This window comes from Gemmatimonadota bacterium, from assembly GCA_016209965.1.
Lineage (GTDB): Bacteria > Gemmatimonadota > Gemmatimonadetes > Longimicrobiales > RSA9 > JACQVE01.
Window position 1 is genome coordinate 1 of sequence record JACQVE010000046.1, and the last position, 10930, is coordinate 10930.

12 protein-coding genes, 1 tRNA gene and 1 pseudogene are annotated in these 10930 nt (G+C 69.6%); 11 read left to right on the plus strand and 3 right to left on the minus strand.

Translation table 11 applies throughout. The features are described from left to right. The 3 genes from HY703_02080 to HY703_02090 form a co-directional block, all read left to right on the plus strand. A partial coding sequence (locus HY703_02080; GenBank protein ID MBI4543967.1) for an efflux RND transporter permease subunit occupies positions 1-2131 on the plus strand: 2131 nt, incomplete at its 5' end. Between the two features lie 108 nt (positions 2132-2239). Next, positions 2240-2719 carry a hypothetical protein gene (locus HY703_02085; GenBank protein MBI4543968.1) on the plus strand — a complete coding sequence of 160 codons (480 nt, stop codon included), beginning with the start codon at positions 2240-2242 and terminating at the stop codon, positions 2717-2719. A 48-nt stretch (positions 2720-2767) separates the two neighbouring features. Continuing rightward, positions 2768-2864 (plus strand) — tRNA-Sec (locus HY703_02090). 116 nt (positions 2865-2980) lie between these two features. Here HY703_02090 and HY703_02095 read toward each other — a convergent pair. Both HY703_02095 and HY703_02100 read right to left on the minus strand, forming a co-directional pair. Next, a complete protein-coding gene (locus HY703_02095; GenBank protein ID MBI4543969.1) occupies positions 2981-3118 on the minus strand; it encodes a hypothetical protein in 138 nt (45 codons plus the stop codon). A 202-nt stretch (positions 3119-3320) separates the two neighbouring features. After that, positions 3321-3398, minus strand: a pseudogene (locus tag HY703_02100) (transporter). 264 nt (positions 3399-3662) lie between these two features. On the opposite strand from HY703_02100, the gene HY703_02105 reads away from it, so the two are divergent. The 3 genes from HY703_02105 to HY703_02115 are packed head-to-tail and all read left to right on the plus strand — an operon-like array spanning position 3663 to position 6087. After that, positions 3663-4607 (plus strand): diacylglycerol kinase family lipid kinase, encoded by a 945-nt coding sequence (locus tag HY703_02105; GenBank protein MBI4543970.1) that lies wholly within the window; start codon positions 3663-3665, stop codon positions 4605-4607. Then, positions 4604-5263, plus strand: coding sequence for a hypothetical protein (locus HY703_02110; GenBank protein ID MBI4543971.1), 660 nt, complete (start codon positions 4604-4606; stop codon positions 5261-5263). The genes HY703_02105 and HY703_02110 overlap by 4 nt, the downstream gene beginning before the upstream one ends. Next, positions 5260-6087: a glutamate racemase gene (locus tag HY703_02115; GenBank protein ID MBI4543972.1), complete on the plus strand. Its 828-nt coding sequence runs from the start codon at positions 5260-5262 to the stop codon at positions 6085-6087. Before HY703_02110 ends, HY703_02115 begins: the two co-directional genes overlap by 4 nt. A gap of 109 nt (positions 6088-6196) precedes the next feature. Here the strand turns inward: HY703_02115 and HY703_02120 are convergent, their stop codons facing one another. Continuing rightward, positions 6197-6946 carry a UDP-2,3-diacylglucosamine diphosphatase gene (locus HY703_02120; GenBank protein ID MBI4543973.1) on the minus strand — a complete coding sequence of 250 codons (750 nt, stop codon included), beginning with the start codon at positions 6944-6946 and terminating at the stop codon, positions 6197-6199. A 114-nt stretch (positions 6947-7060) separates the two neighbouring features. Here HY703_02120 and eutM point away from each other — a divergent pair, with 114 nt between their 5' ends. From eutM to HY703_02145, 5 genes are all read left to right on the plus strand, one after another. Then, complete coding sequence (eutM, locus tag HY703_02125) at positions 7061-7345, plus strand: ethanolamine utilization microcompartment protein EutM (protein MBI4543974.1); 285 nt, start codon at positions 7061-7063, stop codon at positions 7343-7345. A 6-nt stretch (positions 7346-7351) separates the two neighbouring features. After that, the gene (locus tag HY703_02130; protein ID MBI4543975.1) at positions 7352-7918 is read left to right on the plus strand and encodes a BMC domain-containing protein; all 567 of its coding nucleotides are present in this window, start codon (positions 7352-7354) and stop codon (positions 7916-7918) included. 24 nt (positions 7919-7942) lie between these two features. After that, the gene (locus tag HY703_02135; GenBank protein MBI4543976.1) at positions 7943-9610 is read left to right on the plus strand and encodes an aldehyde dehydrogenase family protein; all 1668 of its coding nucleotides are present in this window, start codon (positions 7943-7945) and stop codon (positions 9608-9610) included. Then, positions 9610-10623, plus strand: coding sequence for a hypothetical protein (locus HY703_02140; GenBank protein MBI4543977.1), 1014 nt, complete (start codon positions 9610-9612; stop codon positions 10621-10623). The genes HY703_02135 and HY703_02140 overlap by 1 nt, the downstream gene beginning before the upstream one ends. 6 nt (positions 10624-10629) lie before the next feature. Beyond that, on the plus strand, positions 10630-10930 hold a 301-nt coding region (locus tag HY703_02145), incomplete at its 3' end, for a hypothetical protein (protein MBI4543978.1).

The window sequence follows — 10930 nt, forward strand, 5'->3', positions numbered from 1 at the left end:
CTTCATGGCCATGCGCCTGCTCGACCTCAACGCCAACATCATGAGCCTGGGCGGGATCGCGATCGCGATCGGCGCCATGATCGATGCCGCGATCGTGATGGTGGAGAACCTGCACAAGCACCTGGAACGCAGCGTTGCAGCCACGCCGGGACACGGAGACGCGGCGAATCCGGCCGAGGCGAGGCTGGCCGCACCGCCGCCTTGGCGCCTCGCCGCGGCCGATCGCTGGCGGCTGGTCGTGGAATCGTCAAAAGAAGTGGGGCCCGCCCTCTTCACCTCGCTCCTCATCATCACGCTCTCCTTCGTGCCCGTCTTCGCGCTGGAGGCGCAGGAGGGGCGGCTCTTCCAGCCGCTGGCCTGGACCAAGACGCTCGCCATGGCGGCGGCCTCGATCCTGTCGATCACGCTGGTACCGGTGGCCATGGGGCTCTTCATTCGCGGCGGCGTGAAGCCCGAGGCGGCCAACCCGGTCAACCGCTTCCTGATCCGGACCTACCGGCCCGTCATTCAATTCGTGCTCCGCCACCGCTGGAAGACGATAGGCACGGCGGCCGCGATCCTGCTGTTCACGACCCTCCCCTGGTCACGCCTGGGCAGCGAGTTCATGCCCCCGCTGAACGAGGGGAGCATCATGGACATGCCTTCGCTCTTCCCGGGCGTGGGCACTGCGCAGGCCAAGCAGATCGTGCAGCAGCGGGATGCCGCCATGGCCAGCATCCCGGAGGTCGAGATGGTGCTGGGCAAGATCGGACGCGCCGAGACGGCCACGGATATGGCGCCCATGTCCATGATCGAGAGCATCGCGATCCTGAAGGATCCGGAGGCGTGGCGGGAGGGCGTCACCTTCGACTCGATCCAGTCGGAGCTGAACCGGAGCGTGAAGACGCCGGGCGTGGGCAACATGTGGTCCATGCCCATCAAGAATCGGCTGGACATGCTCGCGACCGGGATCAAGACGCCGGTCGGCATCAAGATCTTCGGGCCCGATCTCGAGGAGCTCGATCGGATCGGGAAGCAGATCGAGGGACTGCTGCCGATGGTGAGGGGGACGAATACGGTCTTCTCCGAGCGCACGGTCGGCGGCCGGTACCTCGAGATCAACGTGGACCGCGATGCTGCCGCCCGGCACGGCATGACCGTGGATGATATCCAGACGGCCGTCATGGCGGCCGTGGGCGGGATGCCCGCCGGAGAGGTGATCGAGGGGAGAGAGCGCTATAGCGTACTCGTGCGCTATCCCCGCGAGCTGCGTGACAGCCCGGAAAAGGTCGCCAATACGCTGGTCGCGACCCCGTCGGGCGCGCAGGTCGAGCTCGGCCAGCTCGCGCAGCTCCGGATCGTCAGGGGCGCGCCCCTGATCAAGTCCGAGGACGCCTACCTGAGCAACATCGTCTACGTCGACGTGCGCGGCCGCGACATCGGGGGTTACGTCAATGAGGCCAGGGCGCTGCTGGACCAGCGGCTCGAACGGCCGGCCGGCTACCGGCTGGTCTGGTCCGGGCAGTTCGAGGCCATGCAGCGTGCCGGGCGCAAGCTGCGCGTGGTCGTGCCGATTACGCTCGCCATCATCTTCCTGCTGCTCTACTCCAACTTCGGGAGCGTGACCGAGAGCGCGATCGTGATGCTCTCGCTACCCTTCGCGCTGGTGGGCGGCATCTGGCTCATGTGGCTCATGGGGCACAACACGAGCGTGGCCACCGCGATCGGCTTCATCGCGCTCGCGGGCGTGGCCGCCGAAACCGGCGTGGTCATGCTCATCTACCTGGATCAGGCGTACCACGACCGGCGGCGGCGCGGCCTGCTCGCGCGCCGGGCCGACCTCGATGCGGCGGTCCAGCACGGCGCCGTCGAACGCGTGCGCCCCAAGATGATGACGGTCACCGCGATCATGGGCGGGCTGCTGCCGATCCTCTGGAGCCACGGCGCGGGCGCCGACGTGATGAAGCGGATCGCCGCTCCTATGGTGGGCGGCATGGTCTCCAGCACGCTGCTCACCCTGATCGTGATTCCCGCGATCTATTCGCTCTGGAAGGAATGGGAGATGCGTCGCGAGCGACGAGCGGCCCGGGACCGGACGGCGGCGCTCGAGGGCGAACCCGCAGTTGTCACAGCCGCCGGCACCCCCGCCTGATGAGGACGCCGGCAACCAGTCCTGCCCGCGACCGGAGGCCGTGAGCGGACACCGGCTTCTCGTCCAGAGACGAGTGCGCAGCACCCCTTCACTCCACGGAGGCGCAACATGAGTGCAATGTTTCGCGGTCCCGCGCTCGCCCTGCCCCTGGCCCTCGCCCTCGAGCTCGGCGCGTGTCGCGAGCAGCAAGAGGCCGCCCCTGAGGCCCAGACTGCGGCCGAGCAGCCGGAAGCACCGGCCGGCGGCATGCCGGGGATGCCCGGAATGCAGGCCGGCGGGATGATGGGGCAGATGCAGACTCACATGCAGATGATGCGCGGCCTGAGCGCGGACAGCATGAAGGCCATGCTCCCGACGCACCGGCAGATGGTCGCCAACATGATCTCGCAGATGAACCGCGATATGCGGGACATGAACATGGCGGCGGACGCGCAGTGGAACGCCACGGTCGACTCGCTCCGCCAGGACCTGACGCGCATGCCCGAGATGGGCGCACAGGAGCTACACGCCTTCATGCCCCCGCACGGCGCGCGCGTGATGCGGCTCCTCGAGATGCACCGCTCCATGATGGCGGGCATGAACATGTAGCCGCCATTGACAAGGACGGCGGCCGCCTGTACCGGAAGAACAGGCCGTGGGGACGGATCTGGCCTGGTGGCCGGTGCGCTCTTCAAAAGCGTCGGGCCGAGCTAAAACCTCGGCTGGTGAGTTCGATTCTCACACGTCCCCGCCACGCCGGCCCCCGGCGCCCCAGCGGCGTCCGGGGGAGTCCCCCTGAAAAAGCGCTGAAGTTCCCGCAGTCTGGCCGATCCCCTTCTCACCGCCCGCCCGATTGGAGTGCCAGCGGCCTCAGCCCCGGGCGGCATGCCTTTCCTCCCGGTAGGCGTGGGCCGCGGCGGATCCGTGCGGGAAGAGCAACGCCACCAGCAGCCCGGCCGCGGTGAAGAGTTCGAGGGCAAAGAAGACGGCGTGGAGGCCGCTAGCCATGGCCGCTACCAGAGCCCGCAGCGCCACGGCGCCGCGTTCTGCACCGCCACCAGGTCCAGCCCCAGGCCTCGCCTCCCTCCAGGAGCACGATCAGCAGCAGGGTTATGGTGGCCGTGAGCGTCACCGTTCCCAGCAGGTCCAGGCGGTGCTCCCGCCGCACCGGCTGCTCGCGCAGGAAGAGCGGGAGCATGGCCGCCGAGGCCGCGCCGAGCCCCTGGATGGCCCGAAACGCCACTAACTGCCCCATCGACTGGGCGGCTCCGGAGAGGGCGGAACCCAGGATGGTGCAACGTGTCACCTTGTCGAGCGGGTTCGGGAACGCCGCGCGCCCGGCCAGGTTCCAGGAAGGCGGGAAACCAAAATGATGCCCGGGGCCGCCGCCGCGGTCAAGTCGCATGCGTGCGGGGTAGTGGGTCAGTTTAACTGACCCACTACCGCGTGCGGCATAGTCCCGGAGTGAGGGCCGGGCACTTTCCGCACCAGGTACGGTATCACGCCAATCCCATTGTTGCCCAGAAACTGGCCTAGACCCGCTGAAGGGGTGATGACTGCGCCGCTGCAGGTGATTCTCAATCCCGTGTCCGGCGGAGGGGCGGGTCGGCGCTTGCGCGCCGAGCTGGAGCGGGAACTGAGCGCGCGCGCACTGGAATACACCGTCATTGAGACGAGCCATCGCAGGCACGCCCAGGAGCTGGCGCGTACGGCGGCCCTGCAGGGCGCGCCGGCCGTAGTAGCGGCCGGAGGCGATGGCACGGTGCACGAAGTCGCCAACGGTCTCCTGGACGGCCGTGCCAGGGGCGAGTCGGCGACGCCGGCGCTCGCCGTGATCCCCCTGGGGACCGGGAACGATTTTGCCAAACTCATACCGGGCGTGCTGCAGCGGGGCGCGCCCTACGACATGATTGCGGCCGGACACACCAGGGTGTTCGATGTTGGGCGCGCCGAATGGCCGGGCGGCAGCGAGTTCTTCATCAACGGCATGGGTACGGGCGTGGACGTCGAGGTGGTGCGGCAGGTCGAACGTATGCCGCACCTGCCGGGTATGGTACGCTATCTGGTCGGCCTGCTGCGGGCTGTCCTGGGGTTCCGCGCCATACCACTGCGGATTCGGTTGGACGAGGAGTGGATCGAGCAAAGGCTCATGATGATTGCCCTCGGCAATGGCCCCTGCATCGGTGGCGGGTTCTACGTCTGCCCGGCCGCTGTGCCGGATGACGGCCTGCTGGACGTGTGCCTGGTCCGGGAGCTCCGGTACGGGGAGATCGCCCGCGTTGTCCCGCGCGTGATGCGCGGAACCCATGGCGACCTGCCGCAGGTGACCATGCGCCGCGCGCGCAGCATCGAGCTCCACGCCCGCGACCAGCAGCCACTCTTCTTTCAGCTCGATGGCGAGCTGCGTGAGCCGCCCGGCGCCCGGTGGCTTCGCGTCCAGGTGGAACCCGGGGCGCTGCGCGTCGTATCGCCGGCCGGAGCCGGCGGCCGGTCGTGACCCGCCCGCACTCGATTTCGCCCTTCTCCCGCTCCGCCGGGATGCTGGTCGCGCTGCTCCTCCTCTCGGCCCCGCTCCAGGCGCAGACGCCGCCCGCCGGTGGGACACGCGCTTCCGCTCCAGCAAGTAGCGACACGGGCCTCGCCACTCGAAAGACGGGAGCTCCTTCTCCCCGCGGCGCCTTCCTGCGCTCTCTCCTTGTGCCCGGCTGGGGACAGGCCAGCTTTGGCGCCTACGGCCGGGGGGCCGCCTTTTTCGCCGCCCAGAGCGGGAGCTGGTTCCTGCTGCTCAAGACGGTGGCCAAGCTGGGCGAGGCTCAGGAGCTGGAGCAGCGGCGGCGGGCGGCGGCACGGGATTCGCTGCTCGCGGATGCCGTGGGAGACTCGGCCAAGACCGAGCGGCGAAGCCAGGAGGAGGCGCTCGCCGCCGAGATCGATAGCGCGGCGTCCGTCCAGGAGATTGCCAGGCTGGTGCGGGCACGGAAGCAGCAGCGGGAAGACTGGATCGCCTGGACCGTGTTCTGGACGCTGGCCGCTGCGGTGGACGCCTTTGTCAACGCGCACCTGGCCGATTTCCCGGCTGACGTCATTGCCGAGCCGCGCGGCCGGGGCGGCGTGAGCCTGGGGATTCGCATCCCGGCAGGAGTCGGGCCATGAGCGACCTCGCGTCCCGGCCGATTGGGGTGTTCGACTCCGGGATCGGCGGCCTGACCGTCGTGCGCGAGTTGTTCGCCCAGCTTCCGGGGGAGTCCGTTCTCTATTTCGGCGATACCGCGCGCGTGCCCTACGGCCCGAAATCCGCCGAGACAGTTCAACGCTACGCGCGGGAGTCCACCGCCTTTCTGCTGCAACGCGGCGTGAAGATGGTGGTAATCGCCTGCAACACGGCCACGGCACACGCCGGCGACCTGCTGGCCGCCGAGCTGCCCGTGCCGGTGGTGGGCGTCATCGAGCCGGGTGCGCGTGCGGCCGCTAGGGAGACACGCACCAGGCGCATCGGCGTCGTGGGCACGGCAGGCACAGTGGCATCCGGCGCCTACCAGGCCGCCGTCCACAGGCTCCTGCCCGACGCTCAGGTCTTCGCTCAGCCCTGCCCGCTCTTCGTGCCGATCGTCGAGGAAGGGTGGGTCGAGCACGAGGCGGCGCGCCTCATTGCGCGCGACTACCTGAATCCGCTCCGCAGAACCGGCCTCGACGTCCTCATCCTGGGCTGCACGCACTACCCGCTGCTGCGCCCCCTTCTCGCCAGCATCCTGGGGCCATCCATTACCCTCGTGGACTCGGCGCGTGAGACGGCCGCCGAGGTGCGCCGGACCCTGGAAACCCGTGCGCTGCTGCGCCGGGAAGCCGCGCCGCCGCTCCACGCCTTTGTGGCCAGCGACTCGCCTGCCCGCTTCCGGGAAGTGGGCCGCCGCTTCCTCGGCGACCGCATCCGGCAGGTGGAGCAGGTGGACGTGGACGGGTACGGCCGGGCCGCCTGAGTCCGGCTCCACGGACCCGCGGCCCACCTTTTCCGTCCGCGGCAGCGGCTCTTATCTCTACGGCTGACAAAGCGGAACGCCCGGTCGAGGGGGATGGGCCGATTGGTCGTCAGCAGCCGCGAGGAGGTGCGCCGCCCCAATCGTGCACCTCCGGCCGGCCCTCCGCGCTCACCGTGATGTAGGAGCGGTGGCGCACCCAATCGCCGGGGTTTAGGTAGTAGCGGCCCGGCTGGACTTCCCGGAGCGCGGGAACATGGGCGTGCCCGCAGATTACCCAGCCGAGCTCCGGCTCCTGCCTTAGCCGGGCCACGGCCCAGTCTTCCAGGAAGCGCGCCCGACCGCGCAGTACGACATCGCTCTCCAGACGCCGCTCTGTGCTCGATACCGCCCGCGCCAGCCTGACGCCTAGCTCCGGATGCAAGGCGCGGAAAGCAGCCACGGCCAGCCGGCTGCGCATGACATTCTTGAGCAACCGGTAGGTCAGGTCCCCCCGTCCGACACCGTCCCCGTGCACCACCAGCGCCGGCCGCCCCGCCAAACGTGTTCGGAGCACGCGCTCGTGAAACGCGACCCCGACTTGCTCGCGCAGGAAGCGCCCGCCCCAGGCATCGTGGTTCCCCGCCAGCATGGTCACCGGGATCCCCGCCTCGACCAGCTCCGCCAGCGCCGCAAGCACGCGGAAATGAGTGCCCGGGATGACGCTGCCGTACTCGAACCAGAAGTCGAACAGGTCTCCGGCCACGAGCAGGCTCCGCCCGTGCGCCCGGACGTGGCGGAGGAACGCCAGGAACGCGTGCTCCGTGGCCCTAGGCACGGCCCCCAGGTGCACGTCGGATACCAGGAAATCCAGCTCCGCCATCGCGCGCCAAGCTAAAAGGGCATGCCACCCCTCACAAGACCGTTGACGGCGCGTGCTCCCGCACCTACTATGGGGCCGATCCTGACTCGCCCACGTACCTCGCGGAGGAGCTCCATGCCCCTGGATGCGCTCGGAATGGTCGAGACGAAGGGCCTGGTCGGCGCCATCGAGGCCGCCGACGCCATGGTGAAAGCGGCCAACGTCCGTCTGATCGGGAAGGAGAAGATCGGGGGAGGCTACGTCACGGTGATGGTCCGCGGGGATGTCGGTGCGGTGAAGGCGGCGACCGACGCGGGCGCGGCGGCGGCGGAGCGCGTGGGTGAGCTGGTTTCCGTGCACGTGATCCCGCGGCCCCATTCCGATGTGGAAATAATTCTGCCGCAGCGGCCGGAGGAGTAGCGGCACATGCCGGCAGGGGAGCGCCCGGAGCGCCGCCCGGAGCAGGCTCTGGGCATGGTCGAGACGCGCGGGCTCGTCGGCGCCATCGAGGCGGCCGACGCGGGTGTCAAGGCAGCGAAGGTGCAGCTCCTGGGCAGGGAGTACGCAGAGGCCGGTCTCGTCACGGTCTTTTTTGCGGGCGAGGTGGCAGGAGTGAAGGCAGCGGTAGATGCAGGAGCAGCGGCAGCCCAGCGCGTAGGCCAGCTGGTTTCGGTGCATGTGATCCCGCGGCCACACCCGGATACGGACCTGGCCAGGGAGCCGGAGCCACCTCCGCTGCCGGCGCAGCGGCCGCCGGACCGGCAGACTGGCGGCTGGGCCAGGGGTGTCGGAGTGGCCGCGCCGCCGACGCCGCGGGCAGCCGCCTCCCGACCCGATTCACTGCCGCCGCGCGCGGTGCTGGAATCGCTTCGCGTGGTCGAGCTGCGCCACCTGGCGCGTGAGCTGCCCGGCTTCCCCATCCAGGGCCGCGCCGTCTCGAGGGCAGACCGCGAAACGTTGCTGCGAGCTTTCGACGAGTACCGCAGCGGCTGATCGATCCTGCGGCAAGACCCGGAAATGACCCCGAACCTGGACCGCGACCTGGCCTCGATCCAGCAGGCGCGGCAGCTACTTCGCGCGGCCGCGGAGGCGGCCAAAGCCTGGGCGCAGTCCAGCCAGGAGGACGTGGATCGCGCCTGCGAGGCCATGGCCCGCTCGGCGTCCCAGGAATCGGAGCGTCTCGCCCGCTTGGCCCGGGACGAGACCGGCATGGGTCGCTACCAGGACAAGATTCTCAAGAACCGCTTCGGCTCCGAGGACGTATGGCGCGCGTACAAGCCTCTCCGCACCCGCGGCATCCTGCGCGAGTACGCGGAAGCACGCGTCAAGGAGCTGGCCGTGCCCATGGGCGTGGTGGCTGCGATCACGCCATCGACCAACCCGACCTCCACGGCCATGTACAAGGCGCTGATCTCCGTGAAGGCGGGCAACTCCATCGTCTTCTCACCCCACCCCCGCGCGACCGAATGCGTGGTCGAGACGGTGCGCGTCCTCATGGATGCGGCTGAGCGGGCGGGCGCGCCGCCCAACCTGATCAGCTCGATGTCCACCGTTACGCTCGAAGGGACGAACGAGCTGATGCGAAACGAGCTGACCGATGTCATCCTGGCCACCGGCGGCACGCCGCTGGTCCGGGCGGCTTACAGCGCCGGCAAGCCGGCCTTCGGCGTCGGCCCCGGCAACGTGCCCGCCGTCATCGAGCGTACCGCGGACGTGGACAAGGCGGTGGCCGATATCGTGGCGGGCAAGGCCTTCGACAACGGGTTGCTCTGCTCTGCTGAGAACTCGATCGTTTGCGATGCACCGGTAGCGCAGCGGGCGCTCGAGCTGCTCCCCCGCTACGGCGCGTACATCTGCACGGAGGAGGAAAAGAAGCGGCTCGAGCAGGTCCTGGCGCCGCGCGGCCGGCTCAATACCGCGCTGGCCGGGCAGGATGCATCAGAGATTGCGGCGCGTGCCGGGATCCAGGTGCCTCCGGAAACGCGCGTGCTGGTCGCGCGGCTAACGGAGGTGGGCCGCGAGGAGGAGCCACTCAGCATCGAGAAGCTGAGCCCGGTCCTGGGCTTCTACGTGGACGACGGCTGGCGCGCCTGCTGCCAGCGCGCGATCCGCATCCTGAAGCTGGGAGGCCTGGGACACAGCCTCGTGATCCACACCATGGATGAGGATGTGGTCGACGCATTCTTCCGTGAAAAGCCGGCATTCCGCATCCTGGTGAACACGGTGGCCGCCATGGGTGCCACGGGCTATACCACCGGCCTCGCGCCGGCCATGACCCTGGGCCCGGGCAGTGTGGGCGGCTCGATCACCGGGGATAATATCACGCCGCTGCACCTGATGAACGTGAAGCGGCTGGCGTACGAGGTCCGGAGCATGACCCGCCCCACTCCATCGCCCGCGCCGGGCCTGCACAGTGCGGAGGACCGCCCGCTCACGATCTCGCCCAACCTGGTGGCTGGCTGGCCCGTAGCGCCGCCTGTCGATGTGCCGGGCGGCCGCTGCCCGGCCCCTCAGGCCTATCTGGCGTCAGGCTCCTCCGCCCCGAACCGTGAAGAGGACGGCGCGGCCGCGTCACCCGGCCCGCCGTCGGCGCAGCTCCCGGGCAGCGCGGTCGGCCTGACGCCGGACGAGGTCGGCCGCATTGTCCGTGAATTCCTGGCTCACTACCGCGCAGGATCCCGGTAATGGAGGAGCGGGAACTGGATCTGCTCGCGGATCTGATCGCGCGGGAGATCCTCGAGCGCAACGAGTCGCCGCGGGTGCAGAAGCAGCCGCGCGTGACCCCGCCCCGGCGCTCCCCGCCGCTGGTGCCTCCCATCTGGAACCAGCCGCTGAAGGCCATCGCGCCGCCTATGGAATCCGCCCTTGCGGCCAGGGAAGCTGCTGCGCGGCGCGGCTTGGTCGAGGTCGCGCCCAGGAACGGCCGGCGGCTTCGCCCCCGCGCGCTGGACCCGCAGCTCCGCGAGGTGCCCATCGGCGTCTCGCAACGCTACGTGCTTCTCTCCGATACCGACTGGCGTAAGCTGTTCGGCGGCGCGCGGCCCACCGTCTGGCGCGAACTGCGCCAGCCGGGGCAGGTAGCCTACCGGGAAACCGTGCGCGTGGTCGGACCCCGAGGCGAGCTGGATGGCGTGCGAGTGCTCGGCCCCTTCCGGGAACGGAGCCGCGTGGGACTCGCGCGTAGCCTGGCCAGCCGTCTGGGCATCGACGCGCCGGTCCGGCTGCCAGGCGATTTCACGGGAGCCCCAACCGTGACTCTGGTCGGGCCGCAGGGCAGCACATCGGCGGCGGCAGTAGTGCCCGCCTCACACGTTCATCTCTCGTCGGAAATGGGCACCGCGCTCGGTATTGCGGAAGGTGACCGGGTCAGCCTCCGCTGCGGCGAGAACGCCCGGAGCGTAACCTTCCACAACGTCCGCGCATACATCGGCGAGGCTCACCGGCCCGAGCTGCACCTGGATGCGGACGAGGCCAACGCAGCGGGCGTGCGCACAGGCGACCCTGCCCGGCTCGTAGATCTGGCGCCTACACCGGCCAGCGGCCGACCCGCCGGCGCACCGCGCCGCGCGCTGCTGACGGAGCAGGGCGTGGACGCCGTTGCCGCACGGGGTGAAACGCTTTCCGCCCACTCGCCCTATCTCATCACGCCGGCCGCACGGGACCGGGCCCGCTATCTTGGCATCTGGCGTGACTCCTGACACCCCGTGAGCCTGCCCGGCCGGCCGCCCCGCTCGACATCCAGCTTCTGCGCACGATACTCGAAAATCGACCGGGTGGGCGCGGTTCACCACCGCCATTCCCTGGTCTGGCTCGTCCTGCTCTGCCTCGCCTCGGCCGGCTGCGCGACTATGCCGCGGGCGCCCGAAGGTGGCAGCCCGCCGGCCAGCCAGGCGTTGGGCCGGGACGACATCACCCAGCTCGCCGAGCTACTGCGGCTCGAGGATCGCCGGGATTTTGATGCCAGCCGGTTCCAGCAGCTTTTCCGGCACCCAACGCCGCTGATCC

Coding starts and splice junctions, on each gene's coding strand:
- HY703_02085 (MBI4543968.1), top strand. CDS start 2,240: ATGAGTGCAATGTTTCGCGGTCCCGCGCTCGCCCTGCCCCTGGCCCTC.
- HY703_02095 (MBI4543969.1), bottom strand. CDS start 3,118: ATGGCTAGCGGCCTCCACGCCGTCTTCTTTGCCCTCGAACTCTTCACC.
- HY703_02105 (MBI4543970.1), top strand. CDS start 3,663: ATGACTGCGCCGCTGCAGGTGATTCTCAATCCCGTGTCCGGCGGAGGG.
- HY703_02115 (MBI4543972.1), top strand. CDS start 5,260: ATGAGCGACCTCGCGTCCCGGCCGATTGGGGTGTTCGACTCCGGGATC.
- HY703_02120 (MBI4543973.1), bottom strand. CDS start 6,946: ATGGCGGAGCTGGATTTCCTGGTATCCGACGTGCACCTGGGGGCCGTG.
- eutM (MBI4543974.1), top strand. CDS start 7,061: ATGCCCCTGGATGCGCTCGGAATGGTCGAGACGAAGGGCCTGGTCGGC.
- HY703_02130 (MBI4543975.1), top strand. CDS start 7,352: ATGCCGGCAGGGGAGCGCCCGGAGCGCCGCCCGGAGCAGGCTCTGGGC.
- HY703_02135 (MBI4543976.1), top strand. CDS start 7,943: ATGACCCCGAACCTGGACCGCGACCTGGCCTCGATCCAGCAGGCGCGG.
- HY703_02140 (MBI4543977.1), top strand. CDS start 9,610: ATGGAGGAGCGGGAACTGGATCTGCTCGCGGATCTGATCGCGCGGGAG.